This window comes from Neomelitea salexigens DSM 19753 (assembly GCF_000422345.1).
Lineage (GTDB): Bacteria > Pseudomonadota > Gammaproteobacteria > Pseudomonadales > Spongiibacteraceae > Spongiibacter > Spongiibacter marinus_A.
In genome coordinates this window covers 50411-71340 of record NZ_AULP01000013.1, presented here as the reverse complement: position 1 = coordinate 71340, position 20930 = coordinate 50411, and the positions used below count along the sequence as shown (strand labels likewise).

General features: G+C 56.4%; 15 protein-coding genes. 10 read left to right on the top strand and 5 right to left on the bottom strand.

The genetic code is table 11. From position 1 onward, the window contains the following. Positions 1-106: 106 nt before the first annotated feature. Positions 107-2509, top strand: a complete 2403-nt coding sequence (locus H573_RS0114705) for a neutral/alkaline non-lysosomal ceramidase N-terminal domain-containing protein (RefSeq protein ID WP_027874933.1) — start codon at positions 107-109, stop codon at positions 2507-2509. A gap of 63 nt (positions 2510-2572) precedes the next feature. Here the strand turns inward: H573_RS0114705 and H573_RS0114700 are convergent, their stop codons facing one another. Both H573_RS0114700 and H573_RS0114695 read right to left on the bottom strand, forming a co-directional pair. Beyond that, positions 2573-3112, bottom strand: a complete 540-nt coding sequence (locus H573_RS0114700) for an isochorismatase family protein (RefSeq protein ID WP_027874932.1) — start codon at positions 3110-3112, stop codon at positions 2573-2575. 78 nt (positions 3113-3190) lie between these two features. After that, positions 3191-6169, bottom strand: coding sequence for an ImpA family metalloprotease (locus H573_RS0114695; protein WP_051171346.1), 2979 nt, complete (start codon positions 6167-6169; stop codon positions 3191-3193). A 238-nt stretch (positions 6170-6407) separates the two neighbouring features. On the opposite strand from H573_RS0114695, the gene H573_RS0114690 reads away from it, so the two are divergent. Further along, positions 6408-7676, top strand: coding sequence for an O-acetylhomoserine aminocarboxypropyltransferase/cysteine synthase family protein (locus H573_RS0114690; protein WP_027874930.1), 1269 nt, complete (start codon positions 6408-6410; stop codon positions 7674-7676). 295 nt (positions 7677-7971) lie between these two features. Further along, complete coding sequence (locus H573_RS0114685) at positions 7972-8922, top strand: alpha/beta hydrolase family protein (protein WP_027874929.1); 951 nt, start codon at positions 7972-7974, stop codon at positions 8920-8922. A gap of 101 nt (positions 8923-9023) precedes the next feature. On the opposite strand, the gene H573_RS18460 is transcribed toward H573_RS0114685, so the two are convergent. Both H573_RS18460 and H573_RS0114675 read right to left on the bottom strand, forming a co-directional pair. Then, entirely contained in the window at positions 9024-9365 is a 342-nt protein-coding gene (locus H573_RS18460; RefSeq protein ID WP_205618948.1) for a BLUF domain-containing protein, read from the bottom strand. Positions 9366-9434: 69 nt separating this feature from the next. Further along, positions 9435-10394 (bottom strand): AraC family transcriptional regulator, encoded by a 960-nt coding sequence (locus tag H573_RS0114675; RefSeq protein WP_036256968.1) that lies wholly within the window; start codon positions 10392-10394, stop codon positions 9435-9437. A gap of 97 nt (positions 10395-10491) precedes the next feature. Here H573_RS0114675 and H573_RS0114670 point away from each other — a divergent pair, with 97 nt between their 5' ends. From H573_RS0114670 to H573_RS0114640, 7 genes are all read left to right on the top strand, one after another. Then, on the top strand, positions 10492-11814 hold the full coding sequence (locus H573_RS0114670; RefSeq protein WP_027874927.1) for a flavin-containing monooxygenase: 1323 nt from the start codon (positions 10492-10494) through the stop codon (positions 11812-11814). Then, complete coding sequence (locus H573_RS0114665; RefSeq protein WP_027874926.1) at positions 11804-12706, top strand: bile acid:sodium symporter family protein; 903 nt, start codon at positions 11804-11806, stop codon at positions 12704-12706. Before H573_RS0114670 ends, H573_RS0114665 begins: the two co-directional genes overlap by 11 nt. Next, entirely contained in the window at positions 12699-13631 is a 933-nt protein-coding gene (locus H573_RS0114660) for an SDR family oxidoreductase (RefSeq protein WP_036256967.1), read from the top strand. The genes H573_RS0114665 and H573_RS0114660 overlap by 8 nt, the downstream gene beginning before the upstream one ends. Then, positions 13628-14413 (top strand): SDR family NAD(P)-dependent oxidoreductase, encoded by a 786-nt coding sequence (locus tag H573_RS0114655; protein ID WP_027874924.1) that lies wholly within the window; start codon positions 13628-13630, stop codon positions 14411-14413. The genes H573_RS0114660 and H573_RS0114655 overlap by 4 nt, the downstream gene beginning before the upstream one ends. After that, the gene (locus H573_RS0114650) at positions 14413-15144 is read left to right on the top strand and encodes a sulfite exporter TauE/SafE family protein (RefSeq protein ID WP_027874923.1); all 732 of its coding nucleotides are present in this window, start codon (positions 14413-14415) and stop codon (positions 15142-15144) included. Before H573_RS0114655 ends, H573_RS0114650 begins: the two co-directional genes overlap by 1 nt. Before the next feature lie 49 nt (positions 15145-15193). Beyond that, on the top strand, positions 15194-17557 hold the full coding sequence (locus tag H573_RS18455; RefSeq protein WP_051171345.1) for a TonB-dependent receptor: 2364 nt from the start codon (positions 15194-15196) through the stop codon (positions 17555-17557). A gap of 115 nt (positions 17558-17672) precedes the next feature. Then, positions 17673-18680, top strand: a complete 1008-nt coding sequence (locus H573_RS0114640; RefSeq protein WP_027874922.1) for a cytochrome-c peroxidase — start codon at positions 17673-17675, stop codon at positions 18678-18680. Positions 18681-18760: 80 nt separating this feature from the next. On the opposite strand, the gene H573_RS0114635 is transcribed toward H573_RS0114640, so the two are convergent. Then, a complete protein-coding gene (locus H573_RS0114635; RefSeq protein ID WP_027874921.1) occupies positions 18761-20911 on the bottom strand; it encodes a PQQ-dependent dehydrogenase, methanol/ethanol family in 2151 nt (716 codons plus the stop codon). Positions 20912-20930 lie beyond the last annotated feature (19 nt).

Genomic DNA, 20930 nt, shown 5'->3' with positions numbered 1-20930 from the left:
TCGCCACATAAAAGTAACCTAAAAACTTAGGCGCTATAACTCACCGCGCGCATCGCGCAAAAGCCCGCGCAGAGAACCGCGCTCGCCCCACAAAAAAGGATTTACCATGCCTGCCAATTCATCACTGGCCAAGCCACTAATCTACGCTTTTAGCTTATTGCTTGCCGCTTGTGGGGGAAGCAGCTCTAGCAGCAAAAATTCACCATCAAGCGAGCAGGTGAACCGTTTTGTCGACGCAGAGCGAGCGCAATGTATGCGCGATAGCGAGTACCTAAAAGTAGGGGAAGGCATCGACGCCCCCAGCAGAACGCTCGCGATTACCCCAGCCGCCGCAGGCACCGCTACGGGCAAACCCACCGGGAGTTGCGCTGACAATAACGAGTACCGCTTTGGATCAGGCATTCACGACATCACCGGGCCCGTTGCCAATACCAGCGGCATGGGCTGGGAGAGCCCTACCCAGGTTCTTAGCGGTCTGCATCAGCGCCAGTACGCTCGCGCCTTCGCCATCGAGTCCCCCTGCAACGGCAAACGCGTATTATTCATGTCTACCGACACCGGCATGGTGTTCGGCTCCATGCGCCAGGCTGTGTTGCGCGCAGTTGCCCAAGACCCTGAGCTGTCTCAACACTATGGGCCCGACAATATCATGCTGTCAGCGACTCACACCCACCAAGGGCCGGCGGGTTACTCCCACTACGAGGGCTTTAATACCTTCCACTTTGGCTTTGACAAGCTGGTGCTCGACACGATCGTCGACGGCATGATGGCCGCACTGAGAATGGCCCACCAAAATATCCAGGCGCACCCAGAGACCGCCCCTATTCAGTTAGCGGTAGACGAACTCTTAAATACCAATATCAACCGCTCTTTGATTGCCTTTGAGCAAAACAGCCAGCAAGAGCGTGAGGAATTTATCAATACCCGCGGTGAAGAGATCACTGTCGACAAGCGCGTGGTGCAGCTGAATATGGTGCGCAAAGGCGGCTCAGCTGTCGGTGTTATCAACTGGTTTGGCGTCCACCCAACCGTGCTCGGCTCAGAACTGGACTTAGTCAGTTCAGATATCAAGGGCTATGCATCGCTCGGCTTCGAACGCATTATGAATACTCGCTACGGCGACACCGGCAACGGCGAAGACAACTTTGTCGCGGCCTTCGCTCAAAAAGATGAGGGCGATGCCTCGCCGAATATCTTTATTGTTGAACGCCCCCACCCCGACCCAACACGTGGCGGCGGCGCCGACCCCTACGAGTCCAACGCCATCTCGGGGACAAAACAGCTCGCCAAAGCGCTGGACCTTTTCCAAACAGGCAAGGCGCTGAACGGCCCTATCGACTACCGCTTTTTCCACGTAAAAATGGACGAGGTCAGCGTTACTGACCCAGCCGTTCTCAATGCGCTTAACCACCCAGCAGAGCTGGATGCCGACGAAATTCGCACGTGTTTGGCGGCGGTTGGCCCCGCCTTTGGCGCGGGTGCCGAAGACGGCCCCGGCTTCACTCGCGAGGGGATTAGCTGCGACAGCGACCCCGACCTCATCGCGGCAGCACTTAGCGACATCGAAACGGCAACACAGGGTTTGATACCGCCAACACTGCTATCCAATGCGGTGCTCTGTAACCTTGACCAACTGCCCCTTCTCGACCTCTCCTGCCACGCCGAGAAGCCCATCCTCATTCCACTTGGGCCGCCACTTTCCGCAGAGCCCAGCATCGTTCCTTTCCAGCTCTTCCGCATGGGGAATCTAGCGATTCTCGGCATCCCCTGGGAAGTGACCACGATGTCGGCGCGACGCATTCAAAAACAACTATTCCCACTGCTGGCGCCAGTGGGCATCGACACCATTGTCGTCGCCGGTTTGGTCAACGAGTACTCCCACTACCTGACAACCCGCGAGGAATATTCAGTTCAACAGTATGAAGGTGGGTCCACCATCTTTGGCCCGTGGTCTTTGGCTGCGGTGGAACAAGAAAGTCGGCGTCTGGCGCGCTCACTTGCTGAGGGCCAAGCCTCGCCCGAGGGGCTAGGCTACGTTGATGGCTCGCCAATTTTGATTCGCCTGCCCTATATTCCCAGTGACTTACCCGGCCCGGGCAAGAGCTATGGCGATGTTGTTACCGACGCGCCCAGCAGTGCGGCGCCCGGCGACACCGTTACCGCCAGTTTCCAGGCCGGCCATCCCCGCAATGATCTGAAAATACAATCCAGCTACGTGTATGCCGAACGCCTGGGAGAAGACCAACAATGGCAGGTCGTGGCTACCGACAAAGACCCCGAGCTGTTGTTCTCCTGGCAGCCCCTGCTGCCCTCGCCGCTACCCATAGAGCTACCGGAAGTTGGGCCCTCTACGGCTGAGGTCACTTGGCATATTCCCCGTAACACGCCCGCGGGCACGTACCGCCTGCGTCATGAAGGTGCGGCACAAACGCTGGTATTACCTAAACAAGCCTACTCGGGGGTGTCGAGTAGTTTCACCATCTCCGAACCTATCTCAAACTGCCCCTAAGCGCTTGCCAGGCCTCTGTTTGCACAGAGGCCTGGATATTGCCCCGAATGACATTTTCGCGTGCTATTTCATCAGTGGCAACATGGCTTTGAACTCTGGCCGCGCCGAATCCTTCAACAGTTCGTAAACCGCCATCTCAACGCTACTTAGCCCCGCGCCATGCTCATGCATTTTTTGCAAAGCGAGCTGGTGATTACTTGCGGCTCGAGAGGATACGGCATCGCTAATAACCTCTACGTGATAAGCCCGCTGTAACATACCCACCACCGTTTGATACACACAGATGTGTGCCTCAATGCCGCATACCATCCACTGCTTGCGACCGGACGCTTCAAGGGGCTGAAGTGTTGATTCACAATCGCAGACACTGAACGTCGACTTAACATGCGGCGTTAAGTCTACGAGTAATTCCGATAATTCCTCGACGGTTTCACCAAGCCCTTGTGGGTACTGCTCTATCCAAACAATAGGCACTGACAGTATTTGGCAGGCGCGAATCATCCGCCTTATATTGGCGATCATCGCTTCGCTGTCGTGCATCATCCGTGCAAGCTTGCCCTGCACATCAATAATCAATAAACCGGCATCGTGCTCATCCAACATGGGCGCCGTCTCCTCTGGCATGTGAATACCACAGGGTAAGGGTTTTCAACACCCAGTTCAGCTGGATTAGACCAAGGTCTAATCCATTGCCATCGACGCTGGCTGGAAATTACTGCAGTAGTCGCGGGCACCGCTATCAAAGAAGCGCAGCGGCATGCTTGGATAAGCAAAACTGGCCACCTGCGCAGCGGCCTTATCACTGATGGCTAATCCCCACATTGCCAGGTATTCACGCATATCTCGCGAGGTACTCTGTGACAGCGCAATGGCCAGCCAATCATTATTTGAAAGTGCGCGCGCCTCGGCGCGGGAGTAGGAAGAAAAACCCAAGGCCTCACGCTCTGCCAGCCAGCTTTCGTCACTGTTGTCAGCACGATTAAAAACGCGATCCATAATGTGTAGGCGAGCCAGCAAGTGCCAGCCATCACTGAGCACACCCTCTGCCTGAGCCGACATCATCATTTGTATTGTTATCGCCACACCCTCAGACCAGCCGTTCAATTGTCGACGCTGCATATCTGCAAAGGGGTCCGCACTGGCGCGACTTTCAAGCAAGGCTTGCTTTAACGAATCAAACGGCAGTGCCTGACACCCTGGGTCCTCACCCGTATCGAGGAAATACTGAGATTTAGCATAGTAGGAGTAGGGATTAGTGCTGGCATGGCCGTCCCAACCAACGAATCTAAAGCGCCCAAGCTCTAGGCCATGACCCAATTCGTGTAGGTCACCGTGCCCTATCGGATTGAAAGACCAGTACGCATCATAGGGGTTTCCGGAACAACCGTAGCCGCAGGTCGCTTGATCAGCGTTCATATGCTTCACCACATCGATGGTGTCTAGCTGCCAACCCCGTTGCTCAGCGAATTGGTGAATCTCGCTGACACGGTCTATTCCCTCTCCTTGAAAGCCCGCCAGTACATGAGCAAAGTTATACATGTAGCGTTCCGTCGCTTGCGCCAGCTCGGCGGCGCTGCGCCACTCGGCGATGGAACTGCGCATCTTCTCCAACTTGGAGTGCACTTCAAAGCCCGGTGTAGAGAGTTCTGCCCAGTCGTAGTCGTCACGTACCATGGCGGCGGCAAAATCGGCATTGTCGCCCTCTCCCGCCCAGTAAGGGTGCTCTCCCACCTCGCTGAATTCAAACTCTACCTGCTCGTCATTGCGGTCAAAGCCAATCTGAATAGGGCCGCCGTAGGCAGAGGTAAATCGCAAGGTCTGACCAGGCGCCAGCGCCAAAGCCTGACCACGCAAAAATTTCGGACGCGAATAAGCATTCTCATTGAAGGGGTGGGTCGCACCACTGCGCAGGGTATTCACAAAAATGGTGGTGACCACCGCAGCGCTATCGACTCGCCTAACCGTCACCGTTCTGCCGGGCAAGGCGTAGACCCCCGCCGCACGAAAGTGCCGTCGACTAGTTAGGCTCACCCTGCGACTAACTGGCCGAATGTGGCTGAAGTCACTGCGGCTAAAATTCCCCATATCGGCGGGTACTGGATTAATATCCCGGCGCTGATACTGAACATGGTCGGCAAAATACGCCTGCAAAAACACCGGCGTCGGGGTCGTCAGTTTATCCATAGGAAAGCGCACTGTCTGCCGATAGCTATCAGCCAATAACAACAGCGACTTGTAGTAACGCATTCCACCGCGATCAAAGAGTGGCTGAGACTGGCTATCCAGTTGCCGGAAAAACTGCTGCGCATACTCCGCCGCCTCGCCAAACTCCTGAGCATAGCCGCTCTCAGCGGGGCAGTTTTTATCTGCACAGAGGCTCAAATCCACGCTGAAATCACCGGATTCAAACCGAGCAATGAGGCCATTAATCGCTTCCACTTCGGCTGGGACACGATCTAGTTGCCCCCTCACGTCATAGCCCTCAACACGGAGCCGTCGCCAGTAATTATCGCCGGCATAGGTCACACCAAGTTGCTCGAAGATCGCCTCTCCCAGTGGCTTAAGGTCGCCATCGTGATGCAGATACAAAAGTGGTTTACCTTCCGCCAACCACTGTTCAATCGCCCTGCGAGCGTCGTCGCCCGCCGCTCCTTCAGCAGATACTTGCGAGACAATCAGTAAGTCGGGCTGCGCTGCCAAACAGCCAGCCAGTGCCGAACCATCGCAGCTTTGGGGCTCATTGTAGGCCACTTGCTCGGGGTAGTTATCCTCCAGCCACTGCCGGGTAGCGACGCGGTCCGGGAAATAGTAGCTTTGACTCATCTGGGCAATCACTACGTTAAATGTCGCCCGCGTGTCACCGCCCCGCAACCAGTCCACGCTGTTGCGAAGCCATTGCTGCATCTGGCTATTTACCGCTGCGCTATCGCGATAGACATTGCGCATTGGATTACTCGCCAGCGCGACGAAAGCTGCATTGCGGTTCTTTCCCGCCTGCTCACCCGCCACTGCCAAACCCTGCGATCGCACCGTGTAATCTGAGTGCGTTACCGAATTGCTATACAAGAGCGTCGTATTCTCACCAAACGTGGCGGTCAGCAGCCCTGCATCGTGAGTCGGGTTCCAAGACACATCCGTCACGCTACTGCCATCGCTGCGCGCCTGCCCGTGAATGTCCAAGTTAAACAACTGTTGACGCAGTATCGCGCCTTGCGATGTTGCTTTACTGGATGCCGCTTGAATGCTGTCAATAAATCGCTGTGGCTTGTCAACATAGCGAGCATCACCGGTACGCAGTGCCTGTTCCAATGGCTCAAAGGCAACATCAATCACAAACTCTACTGTCGCGGTCGCGCGGCCATCGTTTGCGGTCAAGGTGATCCATTCACCGCGCCCCACATCGCCTGCAGTCGGCACACCGCTCAAGACCTGCGTGGATTCGTCAAAGCTCAACCACCCGGGCAGCCCCTCAGCCCTTACCGTCACCGCATCACCATCGGGGTCGATCACCGTGGGCGAAAAGGAAAAAGCCTGCCACTCTTGAGCGATGCCTGGCTGCCCCTGAATCTGTGGGGGCTGATTATCGCCTGCCGGTGCAGGCTGGCCGCCGTCACTTCCACTGGAACCACCACCGCCACAGGAGGCGAGTGTTAGTAACATCAGAAAAACCTGTGGATTGAACCTCACGGCGAAAAGTCTCCAAACACGCAGCACTGCACAAGAGCCGCAATGCTAAATTTATTGTAGTGTGCTCAAGCCTAGCGGAAATGCGTTTGAACAACTGCGACATGCCACCCAGTTCAAATCGAGCCGGCGCACCAAAAGGTGGCATCCACAGATAGGTGCGGTATATTCACAGGCTTTGCCCCGGCAGGGACGTTTTACCAGAGGGATATTTATGCGCGACGAAACCATTGCACTGCATCACGCCTACGAGCCAGATAATCAAAATGCCGTTGCCGTGCCGATTCACCAAACCTCGTCATACTCGTTTGACAGCGCCCAGCACGCGGCCGACCTGTTCGACCTCAAGGTGGCTGGCAATATCTACAGCCGCATTATGAACCCGACATGCAGTGTGCTTGAGCAGCGTATTGCCGCCCTCGAAGGCGGTGTCGGCGCCCTGGCAATGGCCTCGGGCATGGCAGCGATTACCGCCGCTATCCAAACCATTGCTGAAGCAGGTGATAACTTTATTACCATTAGCGAACTGTACGGCGGCACCTACAACTTATTTGCCCACACCCTGCCTCGCCAGGGCATTGAGGCGCGCTTTGTCGACAAGGATGACTTCGACGGTATGGCGGCGCAAATCGATGCGCGCACCAAGGCCATTTACTGCGAGTCCATCGGCAACCCCTCGGGCAACATCGTTGATATTCGCCGTCTAGCTGATTTAGCTCACGCCCACGGCCTTCCCTTAATTGTCGACAACACCGTGCCATCGCCCTTTGTGCTTAAGCCCATTGAGCATGGTGCCGATATCGTTATCCACGCCGCCACCAAATACATTGGCGGTCACGGTACCAGTATTGGCGGCCTGATTGTCGACTCAGGCAAATTCCCCTGGGCTGAACACGCCGAGCGCTTCTCACTGCTGACGACACCTGATGTGTCGTACCACGGCGTAAATTACGCCACGGATGTTGGCGAAGCCGCATTCATCACCCGTGCCCGCGTCGTCCCGCTGCGCAACATGGGTGCCGCGATGAGCGCCTTCAATGCCTTTCTGTTTTTACAGGGGCTGGAAACGCTGGCACTGCGCATGGAACGCATTAATGAAAACACGCTGGCCATTGCCCAATTCCTGCAGGACCACCCCAAGGTCAACTGGGTTAGCTACGCGGGCCTACCCAACCACCGCGATCACGCGCTGGCCAAGCAGTATATGAAGGGGCAGGCGTCAGGCATTCTCAGCTTCGGCATTGACGGTGGCCGCGAAGCCGGCGCGCGTTTTTACGATGCCTTGCAACTGATTATCCGGCTGGTAAATATCGGCGATGCCAAGAGCTGTGCGGCTATTCCCGCCTCGACTACTCACCGCCAGCTCAGCGACGAAGAGCTACTAAAAGCCGGTGTTAGCGCTGATATGGTGCGTCTGTCGATTGGCATTGAGCATATCGACGACCTGAAGGCCGACTTAAGCCAAGCCCTCGAGCAGGCTTAACATCAGGTGGCGGCAAGCATTGGCACAATTTAAATATACTGTGCAATAATCAACGGCCAGTCATTTTAATAATAAGCCGAGCGTAAAGACGCTCGGCAACCAATGGTGGCCGCCTATGACGTTTTCTCGATGCAGCGCAGCTTTTGCTGCACTTGCCCTCTGTGCTTGTAACAACGGCAGCGTTAGTCAAACTCGAAGTGACAATGCCATTGTCGAAACTTTTGTCACAGCATCACAGCACACAATAACTCCCCTGGATATCAACCCTTCGTGTGCTCCTGACAGCGAGTCCAACTTGCCGCAACCTGAGGGACTACTGGTATTTAAGCAGGGCGAACAGCCTACGCGACTGGTGGTGTTTAGCCACGGTATCGGCCACACCGTGCAGGCAAGCTGGTTGCCCCATATGCGGCGCGAGCTCCGCCTTGCACAAAACTATGAAAACGCCCCCGGCAGTGTTGCGTTTGTCGCCACCAACTACCGCGACAACCTGGGCTTTCCCACCCTGCGCGGGGCTTATGACACTATTGCCGCTACAGAGTATGCCCTGGAAAAATTCCCAACTATCGACACGGTATACCTGTTTGGCGTGTCGATGGGCGGTGCGGTTTCGGGCACTGCTATTGTGGAGTCGGCCGCCCTCAGTGAAGACGGCGAGGCCCTTTACGATTATTGGATTACCGCCGAGGGCGTCAGCCAGCTTGCGGAAACCTACAGCGAAGCAAAAGCCGCTGCAGAAGCTACCGGGAATAGCACGGCAATGGCCGCAGCAGAGGGCATTGAACGCGATACCGGTGGCACGCCAGTCGAATGCCCGCTGGCCTACCAGCGCCGATCTCCCGCGTTACACGCGGCTCAAATGCAGCTTGGCGGCATACAAGCAGCAACCGTTATTCACCCGGTCAACGATGGCTTGGTGCCCCACAATCAGGGGCGCGAAATGGCGGGGGCGCTCACCACAGCAGGCATTGCGACGCAGTTTTTCACGGTAGTAGGTATTCCCGAGGGGCAAAACCCAGGCACAACCGGCACCGGCACCCTCGGCGCAGGGGAAGCGGACAGCACGCTAAATCTAGCAGGTCATGGCAGCGAAGCCGATGCAAACCACCCTGTCATGCGCACCGCCTTTGAGCAGTTGCGCAAAATGCTAGATGGACAGTACAACGCTGAAGTGCCCTATTTCGAGTGCATCGTCGACCATCGCGCTCCGGAAGAGAGCTGCCAGGTTGACCAGTTTCAACCTTGAGGACGTGGGCTTCGCTTGCGGTTCACAGCATTGGCGCGGATGCCGCCATCTGTTTGAGCAGGCGATAGCAGCTTTCACCGGACATGCGATAAGCATTGAAGTCACTCACCGGTGAGAACTGTCGATAAAGGTCGCGTGTTTTTTTGCGTCTCTGCGATATAGCCCATTTGCCAGGCGCTGAAATCCCGCTCAGCAATTTCACGATAATCGAGCAAAACCGGGTTTGTGTGGCGCGAGTCGTTGAGAATACGGTGGTAGATTGCGTTGATATTACTGCGGGAGCCTTCCAAGCACTGTAAGAAATAACGGCTGTTAAAAAACAGGACCCCTGTGACATTTAGCTCTTTATTACGCTCGCGAGCCACGCTCAAGATACTTTCAATGTCGAGTTGATCGAAGCCTTCAATAACCTCACTGGTATAGATTAAACGCGCTAAAAACATCGTTTGTCTCCGCAGTCATAGCCACCTATGAAGACACAAGCAGTGGAACAGATTGATACGTAGTTACCGTCACTGCTCGCGATACTGTGAAGGGGTTTGCCCCGACCAGCGCTTAAAGGCCTTTGCAAAGGCACTCTCATCGGAAAAACCTAACTCCTCGGCTATGCCCGACACCGGCTCACCGCGTTGCAAGCGCTCTTCCGCCATTTTTTGTAACAAGCTGCTGCGCAACAGCTTGAAAGTGACGCCCTCATGCTGGAGCTTTCGTACCAAGTGGCGCCCACTCATTCCCAATGCTTCGGCCACTCGCTCCTTACCCCACTGAGGCTGCTGGCGAAGCATTCGCTGCACAGCCATGCTGTATTCGCCCCGCTCCATGTCCTGCAGCAGTTTATCGGCCAGCTTTTTTAGCTGGTCTCGAATCTCGGTATTTGCCTGGATAAGCGGCGTGGCGACTAAGGCGGGGTCGAAAACCAGCGCATCCTCGGGGGCGTCAAACTGCAGCGATGCGCCCAGCATGCGCCGATAGTCGGCCATCGGCGCGGCAGCGGCCGAGGTAAATTGCAGACATCGCACCGCAAACTCCCCACCACTGACCCAGCGCGCTAAATTCAGTACACAGGCCAGCACCGCTTCCACTCGCTGGCGGCGGCAAGTTTGATAGTGGGGCTGATAGATTAACAGGCAGTTGCCACCAGCGTGACGCAGAGCAAAGTCGCCCCCTTCGCCCACAATGGGGTGATATTCCAGTAGCAGGTCGAGTGCCTCGCCCAGCGTTTCGCAGCTCATTAGCAGCATACCGACAAGGTCCAGGTGCCCAACCTGCAGCCCCAGGCCGAGCTGCAAACCGACTAGGGGGTCATCAACAGCATCGCAGTAGACCTGCCACAATTGATCTTGCACCGCCAAAGGCGTGCGCCCGGTTTCCGGCACACGACGACTCAACGCGGGAGGAAGCTCAATACCCCGGCGCTCGGCGGCCTGCAGCAAGCCCTGTGTAAACCGCAATGTGACGGTGGGTTCGGTCATAGTCCTGAATTGGCAGATTGCCGTCCTGAAAAAGCCGTTACGCGCAATAGCTGTTCAATTAAGCTGTAAAGCAATAAAGATAACAAGAGTATGTGCTATGTACGCATTAATTGGCGCTGGCCCAATGGGCCTGGCGGCGGCTCGGAATTTACAAAAGTACGACATCCCCTTTACCGGATTTGAGCTGCACAGCGATGTTGGCGGCCTGTGGGACATCGACAATCCACACAGCACAATGTACGACTCTGCTCACCTGATTTCGTCACGAGGAATGACCGAGTTCAAAGAGTTCCCCATGGCGAAAAGCGGCGCGCCTTATCCGCATCACAGCGAACTGCGCCAGTATTTCCGAGATTTCGCCCAGCACTTTCGCCTCTACCCGCACTACCGATTTAACACCAAAGTGATCGATGCCAGCCCGCTGGATAACGGTGGCTGGCGGATTGTTAGCGAGCAAAATGGTAAGCGTCATATCGAAGACTTCGACGGCCTGCTAATCGCCAATGGCACCTTGCACCACCCCAATGCCCCCAAACTGCCCGGTAATTACTCTGGTGAACTAATGCACTCCGCAGACTACCGCAATGCCGAGGTCTTTGCCGGCAAGCGGGTATTAATTGTCGGTTGCGGCAACTCCGCCTGCGATATTGCCGTGGATGCCGTGCACCGCGCCAAATCCGTGGACGTATCGGTGCGCCGCGGCTACTACTTTCTTCCCAAGTTTATCGCGGGTCGCCCCACCGATACGCTGGGTGGACTGATTCCGCTACCGAGGCCAATAAAACAGCGCCTTGACGCATTGATGATTCGCCTTGCGGTGGGCAAACCCTCGGACTACGGCCTGCCCGATCCCGACTACAAAATGTATGAGTCACACCCGGTGATCAATTCACAGATGCTGCACCACCTTGGTCATGGCGACATCACGGCCCGTGGCGACATTGCCAACACTAACGACCTAAGCGTCGAGTTCAGCAATGGCGAATACGCCGACTACGACCTGATTTTGCAGGCGACCGGTTACCAGCTCCACTATCCATTTATCGACCGAAAGCACCTCAACTGGCAAGACGGCGGTGCACCCTCACTGTATTTAAATGTGTTCCATCCCGAGCACCGCAATTTGTTTGTGATGGGCATGATTGAAGCAACGGGGCTTGGCTGGGAAGGTCGTAGCGAGCAGGCGGAGATGGTCGCTCTGTATATTCGTCAGCAATTAGCCGGCGGCAAAGCCGCGCTGCAACTCGAACGCGACATTGCCCGCCACTGCGGCCAGCGCCTCGACGGCGGCTATCGCTACTTACAGCTCGAGCGCATGGCCTATTACGTGCACAAAGACAGCTATCGCCGCAGCGTCAAACGGCATATACAGCAACTGCAGCGCGATCTGCCGCAGAGCGACGCCGCATATGTACGCTGATATTCAAGTCGCGTTTAGCCCCCAGAGCCTGATCCTGCTTAACGGGATTCTAGCGGGCATGATCTTTGGTGTGTCCATGGGCCTGCGCCGTGACGACTTCGTTCGCGTATTACGGCAACCCCACGCGCCCGCTGCCGGTTTGGTGGCACAGTTTCTTCTGCTGCCAGCGGCGACCTGCCTGGCGACAATCGCCTTCGATGTGCCGGCAGAATTAGCACTGGGCATGATACTCATCGCCTCCTGCCCAGGCGGGACGTTCTCCAATATTATGACCTGGCTGGGCCGCGCCAGTGTGCCCGTCTCGGTCAGCATGACCGCCGTTTCCAGCTTGGCGGCCATCGTGATGACTCCCCTTAATTTCGGCCTGTACGCGCAGCTTAACCCCGCCACCCGAGAGTTACTGCGCGGCATTTCTCTGGAGCCAATGAACATTTTGCTGCTGGTCGCATTGGTATTAGTGCTACCCATGCTGCTGGGCATGGCCGTTGGTAAACGCCACCCGGAATGGGCCACCCGTGCCGAAAAGCCCATGCGCGCGGTCACCCTGCTGGTGTTTCTGTGCTTTGTCGTGATCGCCTTCTCCCGCAATCAGCAGCTATTTATGGAGTACGCCGACCGCATCTTGCTGCTTGTTGCCCTGCAAAACGCCGGCGCGCTGCTGCTTGGCGACTTGGCTGGCCGCGTTATCAAACTTCCCCAGGCCGAGCGCCGCGCCGTCACCATGGAGGTCGGCATACAAAATTCAGCACTCGGCTTGTCGATCATTTTCACCTTTTTCCCCGAGGCGGGCGGCATGATGCTTATCGCAGGCTTCTGGAGCTTCTGGCATTTGGCTGCCGGCCTTTGTTTGGCTTTTTACTGGTCGCGCAGCGCGGAGACTGTCCATGCCTAAACGTATTCTCATTACCGGCGCCGGCGGCTATATCGGCCGCCAACTCAGCGAGCGACTCAGTAAAGATTACGCCGTGATTGGCGTAGACATTCGCCCTACTGACGACGCGAATTACATCCAGTGCGATATTCGCGACCCGAAGCTGGCTGATATTCTGAGCGAGCACCAGGTCAGCCACGTTGTGCACCTCGCCTCGGTACTCGAAGCCAGCGGCGACGAGCAGCGCGACTACGACATCGACGTAAACGGCACGCGTAATGTTGTGCAATGTTGCTTGAAGGCCGGTGTACAACACCTCACCGTCACCAGCTCCGGCGCAGCCTATGGCTACCATCCCGATAACCCCAGCTGGATCGATGAAAGCGACCCGCTGCGCGGCAATGACGAATTTGCCTATGCCCGCCACAAGCGGCTGGTTGAAGAGTACTTAGCCGAGCAGCGCCGCGTGCACCCGGAGCTCAAGCAGCTCATTTTGCGCCCTGGCACCGTACTGGGGCGCCAAACCCGCAATCAGATTACCCAGCTCTTTGAAAAGAAACGCCTATTGGCTATTCGCGGCTCTGACTCGCCCTTTGTCTTTATTTGGGACGAAGACCTGCTCCGGATTGTGGAGAAAGGCATTATTGAATCCCAAGTGGGCGTGTTTAATCTCGCCGGTGACGGCGCCCTGCGCATTGATGAAGTGGCAGAGCGTTTAAATAAACCCCTGTTGCGCTTACCTGCGGCGCTGCTTAAAACCGCTCTCGCGGTGGGCCATCGACTCGGCCTAAGCCGCTACCGGCCCGAGCAGATTAACTTCTTGCGCTATCGCCCGGTACTGAGCAATCGCCGCTTGAAAGAAGAATTTGGCTATCAACCGCAGTTGAGTTCAGCGCAAGTATTGGAGCTGTTTATCGACCACGCCCGCGCCCGGGGGCAGCTATGAAGACAGTACTCATTACTGGTGCCGCCAGCGGTCTAGGCTGGGCGATGGCGCAACAGTTTTATCAACGCGGTGACTGCGTGTGGCTCGTCGACCGCGACGCCGAGGGACTGCAGCAACGCAGCGCGGCACTCGGCAACGAGCGTGTGCACACCGTTGTTGCCGACCTTGCCGATACCGCCGCCATCAACGCTGTCGCTCGCGCCATCACCGCAAGCGGACGCTTAGATATCCTGGTGAATAACGCGGGTATTACCCACCGCTCTCTCGCCGGCCACACTGACCCAGCGGTGTTTAGAAAAGTGATGGCCATCGACTGGCAAGCCCCTGTATCCCTCAGCATGGCCTTGCTCCCGCTGCTGCGACGCAGTCGCGGCAGTATCATCAACATCGGCTCAATGGCGGGTTGGATGCCCGTGCTCGGCCGAGCCGCGTATTGCAGCGCAAAGTCCGCCCTAGGCCAGTTTTTTGAGGTACTGCGTGGCGAAGAACGGGACAATGGCGTGCACATACTGATGGTGTATCCCGCCTTTGTGAACACCAATATCGAACAAAATGCCCTCGGTGCCGATGGCAACGCTGCGCGGCACGCACGCTCCACCCTCGGCGGCATTGGCGAGCCCGAACCGCTGGCCGCGGCAATTTTACAGGCCGCCGAACGGCGCAAACCACACTTGTTTCCCCACCGCGGAATTTGGTTGGCAAGCTTGCTGTGGCGCATTGCGCCAACAACCTTCCACCGCCTAATGCGGCGCAAATTTGCCGTGGAACTGGAGCAGCATTAATGGACCCTTGGATTCTTCTGGCGATTTTCGTTTTTGTTGCCTACAGCATTGAAGCGATCACCGGCTTTGGCAGCATTGTTATCGCCCTATCACTGGGCGCGTTGTTGCTACCCATTGAGGCCATGCTACCCGTGCTGGTACCGCTGAATATCTGTATGACGGGCTACCTACTGGCCCGCCACCACCAGCACATTCATTGGCCCACCTTACTAAAGCTGATTCTGCCGTTAATGGTTAGTGGCACCTTGGCGGGCTATCTGTTGAGGCCCTGGCTCGGCGATCAGCTTTTGCAATTATTATTTGGCGCCCTGGTCGTCTGGTTTGCGGGGCGCGAGCTGCTGCGCGCCTATCGCGGTCTGAGCAGCCGCCGTCACGGCGCGCTGTGGACACGGGGCTGGATGCTGGGCGCCGGGATTACCCACGGCCTCTACGCCTCTGGCGGCCCGTTGCTGGTCTATGCGTTGACGGGCACCCAACTTGATAAAGCGGCTTTTCGCGCCACACTAATCACCGTGTGGTTCAGCTTAAACAGCTTACTCACCGTCGTCTTCGCCATCGATGGAAGCCTCTACCCCGCGCTACCCAAGGTCGCCGCAATTGCCCCGGTGTTAGTCGCTGGCGTCGTCGTAGGTGAATATCTCCACCACCGAGTAGACGAGCAACGTTTTCGCAATGTGGTTTACGCCCTGCTGCTTTTTACCGGTAGCTTGCTGATCATTACCGGCTTTTAAGCACACCAGAACACAAAAAAACGATACATAATAAAAACGAGAAAACGCCATGACAACGCACAACAATAGTAGAACGACCGCCCTAGGCATCCTTGCCTTGGCCCTGCTCAGCCCCAACGCCGAAGCCGAAAACCGCCCCCGCGTTTTAGAGGAGGTGGTCGTCACCGCGCAGAAGAGCCAGCAAAGTCTGCAGGACGTTCCAATTTCAATCAGCGCCCTGTCTGGCGACTTTATGCAGGACAACGCCATCGGCGATTTGGTCGCCGTGTCTGCCTACGTACCCAATGTCAGAGTCGAATTCACCAGCCCGTCCTCACCTCAGGTATTCATTCGCGGCTTTGGCACCAACAGTTTTAACCCCAGCTTCGAGCCTGCGGTAGGGCTGGTTCAGGATGAGGTGTTCTACGGTCGCCCCAGCTACTTCAGCGAGTCGATGTATGACCTTGCGCGGGTGGAAGTGCTGCGTGGACCACAAGGCACGCTGTTCGGTAAAAATACGATCGCCGGTGTTTTCAATGTCAGCAGCCAAACTGTCCCCGCCGAAGAGGACAGTGAAGGGAAGCTGAGCTACCGCGACGAAGAATACGGCGAACAACGTCTTGAGGCAGGCGTCGGGTATCGCTTTAGCCCCAGTCTCGGACTGCGCTTGTCCGCCATGAAGTGGCAGCGCGACGGCCGCCTGGAAAACACTAAACTCGAGCGAAAAGAGGACGACCGAGACCAAGACGCACTGCGAGCAAAGCTCAATTGGCAACCGAGTGATCGCAGTGAACTGGAGTTTATTGCGCAGCAATCCGTCACCCGCGTTAACTTCTGGCCACGGCAGTTAATGAAGCTCGACGACGATACTCGGGACTATCTACAGACCTTTGACCCCGAAATTGAGGACGACCCGTTTAATTTCCAAACCAGTTTTAATGAGGACGGGAAGCTCTACCAGCGCTCCGACAGTGTCGCACTGCGCGGCAGCTACGATTTTGGCGAAGTGGGTGGACTGTCTCGCCTTGACTCTACCGTGGTTGTGGGGCTCTCCTGGCTCGACGTTGAGCAGCGACAAGACCTGGATGTATCCCCTGCTGATTTACTTAACTTAAATGAAGTCGACGACTACAGCCAGCAAAGTGTGGAATGGCGATTCAGTGGCGCCGCTGAGTCGCTATTCGGCCTGGGTGGCAATGTCGAATTTATTAGTGGGCTTTACTACTTCAACAGTGATTTTCGTATTGTTGCCGACGTTATTGTCGGGCAAGACATTGCCTCCTACGCGCTCACTAAAGACGCCCAGCAACTGTTAGGTGGCAACAGCAATGCACCGGGCAACCCACTCGCAGGCACCTTAGCCACGCTGTTACCCCAACTGACAAGCACGCTCCAGGAAAGCGACTACTACCGATTCGACTACCGCCAAAACACTGAGGCCACCGCCCTATTTGGTCAGGTGAGTTGGGATCTAAGCGAGAAGTGGGTACTCACACCCGGGCTGCGCCTAAACCATGAAACCAAAAAATCCACCCCCACTGGCGAAGGTAAATGCAGTAACCCATTGCTGCCCTGCATTACCGCGACCCTTATCGGCGGACAAGACTATGCCCCAGGCCAAATAGATCGCAGCGAAACGCAGCTGTCGCCTAAGCTGACCCTAAGTTATTTTTTAAATGAGGACATCTCATTCTACACCAGCGTATCTCGCGGTTTTAAAAGTGGCGGTGTAAATGCCATTTCATTTACTGGCGAGCAGCTGGAGTTTGAACCCGAAAAAGCCAGCTCTATAGAACTTGGCTTGCGCAGTCAGTGGCTAGACAACAGCCTGCAATTAAATATGACCGCCTACCGCATGGACTTTAACGACCTTCAAGTACTGGCTTTCAATGGCCTCCTGTTCGACGTAACCAATGCTGCGGCGGCCTTTTCCGAGGGGGTCGAAACTGAGCTTCAATGGCTAACACCCTACACGCCGCTCAGTATTAACGCCTCACTGGGTTACCTGCGGGCTCGCTACAAAGAATATGAAAATGGCCCGGCCCCGATCAGTGACGGTATCGGCGCCAAACAAGATCTCAGCGGTGAAACCCTAGCCTTCGCACCACAATTCACGGCAACCATCAGCCCGACTTTGGAATATCAGCTCGGTAGCCTGCTGCTTCGCGCGGCCATGAATATTCAGCACCAGGGCGAGCACTACACGGATACCGACCTGGACGAAAACACCCGTATTCCCGACACCACAACCGTCGCAGCAAACCTGACACTGCGCAGTGACGAGCAAGGCTGGGCGCTGACGGTTGGCGGCAAAAATTTAAGTGACGAGCGCAGCCTCAACCAAGTGATTGATACCGCGATGTTCCCCAGCACCTATAACCCAAGCCAAAACCCGGGCCGGAGCGTATTCGCCAGCATGAGCTACCAGTGGTAGGCAGCGACACTAACAGCTATTGCCAAATCCTATGAGACCGATAGATTTTTAAGATTTAATCTTAGTGATTCGAGCACGTATGATGCGTCCTTAATTTACCCAAGGAAGTAATCCCGTGCTTAACAACAGCGTTAAAAATACCCTCGCGGTCGTCGGCCTGTGCCTTGGCGGCCTCGCTACCAGCGCAACAGCCAACGCCGATGCCGCGCTTCGCGCCCAGGCACAAGCCTTTTTCAAACCACTGCCCGCCACAATGCCTGGCAGCGAAAATGACACGCCCGAGCGCATTGCCCTCGGTGAACAGCTCTATTTTGAAACGGCGCTGTCGACCAATGGTAGCCAGTCTTGCAACAGCTGCCACCAAGTGGACAACAACGGTGCCGGTGTCGACAACGAGCCCACCTCGCTAGGCGCGCTCGGCGAACGCGGCGGTCGCAACTCGCCCACCTCGTTTAACGCCGGCTTTCATGTTGCACAGTTCTGGGACGGCCGCGCCGCCGACCTGAAAGCCCAGGCAAAGGGCCCCATTCTCAACCCGGTAGAAATGGCCATGCCCGATGAGGTAACTGCCGAACAGCGACTGCGTGACGCGGGTTACACAAAAGCCTTCGCCAAGGCCTTCCCCAATGCTGAGCCTGCACTGAGCTACGACAATATGGCCGAGGCGATTGCCGCCTTCGAGCGCACCTTGATCACCCGCGACCGTTTTGACGATTTCTTGCGCGGCGACGACCAAGCGCTGAGCGCAGCAGAAAAGCAGGGCTTAAAAACCTTCATTAGCACGGGCTGCATCGCCTGCCACAGCGGCGCGACCCTGGGCGGCACCATGTACCAAAAAATGGGGGTGGTGAACGCCTATGCCAATACCAGCGACATTGGCCGTCAGGAAGTGACCGGCAAGGCGAGCGACCGCTTTGTGTTTAAGGTGCCAGCCCTGCGCGATATTTCACGCACCGCGCCCTACTTCCACGATGGCGCTGCCAAAACGTTGGACGAAGCGGTAAAACAGATGGCGTGGTTACAACTTGGCCGCTCACTCAGCGACGCTGACACGGCGAGCATTGTCACCTTCCTGAACGCATTGGAAAATACCCGGCCAGTGACCTTAAGTTCAGTGAAATAAGCTCAACGAAATAAGTTCAGCGAAATAAGCGCACAAAAAAAACAGCGGCAACAGCCGCTGTTTTTCCCTCTGCTGATCGGCTATTGCGCAGCGCCCCTTATCAAGCGCTTCTCGCCACGCTCGTGCCCTAAGCGCGCCTGCTCGACAACATAGTGCTTGATCGCGATGGCTTCTTCTTTATCGATGAACTCACCTCTCGCGGGCATGCCCATGGAAGCCAACGCCCCGTCGCGCACAATCGCAAGCCACGCCTCGTCGAGGTCATTAATGCGATAACGCAAATCGGAAATCAGCCCCGCACTAATGGCATTGCCACCGTGACAGACCGCGCAGTAGAGATTGAAAAGCTCACGCCCTTTCGCAATTTCTTCATCGCTTGCCGCCGCCAATGCAGGTTTTGGCAGGGCTTGCTCAACAACCGGGATGCGCGGCAGCTCGGTATTGGCACCGAGCTTAAAGACCAGCACGCGGCTGATATTGATCATATTCCTCGGGCCAGACACTGCGCCATAGGGCAGGCCACTGATACCGCCCCAGCCCTGGGCAATGGCAATATACTGCTCACCATCAAGCTCATAGCTCATCGGCGCCGCCATCAAACCGCCCTGTACATCTTTTTGCCAAAGCAACTTCCCGGTATCGGCCGCGCGGGCGCGAAACTGGCCGTCCAAGTCTCCTTGAAACAGCAAGTTCCCCGCCGTGGACAGCAAGCCGCTGGCCGAAAAGTAGCCGCCCTCAATTCGCCACGCATCGGTATTGGTGACCGGGTCCCTGGCGATCAGCACCGACTGCAGCAGCATTTCACCCATTGCCTTGCGTTGCTCTACAGTCACCTGGTCGGGCACCTCGAGCATTGCTTCAACAGCGTAGTTGGTATTCCAGGTGCCCTTGCGGTCTTTCGCGGAAAAGTCGTCTGAATAGATTGCCCCCGAGCTCATTGCCGGAATGTATACCAAACCCGTCTGCGGGCTATAGGACATGGGCTGCCAATTATGGGCACCGCTGGGCGCGGGTCGGACCATGCCCGGGAAAGTGCCATCGCGCAGCCCCGGTGCCTCCACCGGCCGTCCCGTTTCCATATCCACATGGCTTGCCCAATTAACGGGCATGTATTTTTCAGCCGACAATAATTCGCCAGTGCGGCGATCAAGCACATAAAAGAAGCCATTCTTCGGCGCTTGCATAATGACGTTACGCTCGACGCCATCAATCTCTAATTCGGCGAGAATCATGTGCTGTGTCGCCGTGTAATCCCAACTGTCGCCGGGGGTCGTTTGGTAGTGCCAGACATAGTCTCCAGTGTCGGCTTTCACGGCCACTATTGACGACAGAAATAAATTATCGCCTTTGCCATCACTGCGCGCTTTGCGGTTCCAGCTCGAGCCATTGCCAACACCGATGTAAAGCAGGTTCAGCTCGGGATCATAGGCGAAAGAGTCCCAAGCAGTACCGCCGCCCTTGCCATTTTCCCACCACTTACCATGCCACGTTTTGGCGATCATTTTCTGGGTGTCGTCTTCAAAACCCTTTGCCGGATTACCGGGCACCGTGTAAAAACGCCAGTCCAACTCTCCGGTCTTCGCGTCATAGGCACTCACATAACCGCGAACGCCAAGTTCGGCACCGCCGTTACCAATAATGACGCGACCGTCGACAATACGCGGCGCACCGGTAACGGTGTAGGGGTCTTGCTGGTTTATTCGGGTATCCACCTGCCATTGCAGCTCGCCTGTGTGTCTGTCGAGGGCACTCAAGCGGCCGTCGTAACTGGCGGCGTAAACAGCGTTGCCCCAAAGTGCCACGCCGCGGTTAACCCCGTCGCAGCAACCATTGACGCCGTAGTCCTTGGGAACCTTGGGGTCAAAGTGCCAAAGCAGCGAGCCGTTACGTGCATCAAAGGCGAGCACGTGGCCCCACGACGCCGTTACGTATAGCACGCCGTCTGCCATTAGCGGCGTGCTCTCAATACCGCGACGCGTGGGCAAGTCGGCATACCACGCCAAGCCCAGCTCGCTTACGGTTTCATCGTTGATCTGCTTGAGCGGACTAAAACGCTGCTCGGCATAATCACGGCCGTGGCTCACCCACTCACCGGGCGCGGCAGCAATGATTCGTTCAGCATTAACAGGCTGGCTATCAGCGTTGACCTGCGTGTCAACATCGCGGCTACAGCCGCTTAGGGTCATCGCGAGCAGCACAGTACTGCTCAACAGGCGCATTGCAGTCTTCATAGCAATTCCTATTTATTGG

Excerpts from the sequence above, each read along its gene's own strand:
- H573_RS0114705 (WP_027874933.1), top strand. The coding sequence starts at position 107 with ATGCCTGCCAATTCATCACTGGCCAAGCCACTAATCTACGCTTTTAGC.
- H573_RS0114700 (WP_027874932.1), bottom strand. The coding sequence starts at position 3,112 with ATGTTGGATGAGCACGATGCCGGTTTATTGATTATTGATGTGCAGGGC.
- H573_RS0114695 (WP_051171346.1), bottom strand. The coding sequence starts at position 6,169 with ATGTTACTAACACTCGCCTCCTGTGGCGGTGGTGGTTCCAGTGGAAGT.
- H573_RS0114690 (WP_027874930.1), top strand. The coding sequence starts at position 6,408 with ATGCGCGACGAAACCATTGCACTGCATCACGCCTACGAGCCAGATAAT.
- H573_RS18460 (WP_205618948.1), bottom strand. The coding sequence starts at position 9,365 with ATGTTTTTAGCGCGTTTAATCTATACCAGTGAGGTTATTGAAGGCTTC.
- H573_RS0114675 (WP_036256968.1), bottom strand. The coding sequence starts at position 10,394 with ATGACCGAACCCACCGTCACATTGCGGTTTACACAGGGCTTGCTGCAG.
- H573_RS0114670 (WP_027874927.1), top strand. The coding sequence starts at position 10,492 with ATGTACGCATTAATTGGCGCTGGCCCAATGGGCCTGGCGGCGGCTCGG.
- H573_RS0114665 (WP_027874926.1), top strand. The coding sequence starts at position 11,804 with ATGTACGCTGATATTCAAGTCGCGTTTAGCCCCCAGAGCCTGATCCTG.
- H573_RS0114660 (WP_036256967.1), top strand. The coding sequence starts at position 12,699 with ATGCCTAAACGTATTCTCATTACCGGCGCCGGCGGCTATATCGGCCGC.
- H573_RS0114655 (WP_027874924.1), top strand. The coding sequence starts at position 13,628 with ATGAAGACAGTACTCATTACTGGTGCCGCCAGCGGTCTAGGCTGGGCG.
- H573_RS0114650 (WP_027874923.1), top strand. The coding sequence starts at position 14,413 with ATGGACCCTTGGATTCTTCTGGCGATTTTCGTTTTTGTTGCCTACAGC.
- H573_RS18455 (WP_051171345.1), top strand. The coding sequence starts at position 15,194 with ATGACAACGCACAACAATAGTAGAACGACCGCCCTAGGCATCCTTGCC.
- H573_RS0114635 (WP_027874921.1), bottom strand. The coding sequence starts at position 20,911 with ATGAAGACTGCAATGCGCCTGTTGAGCAGTACTGTGCTGCTCGCGATG.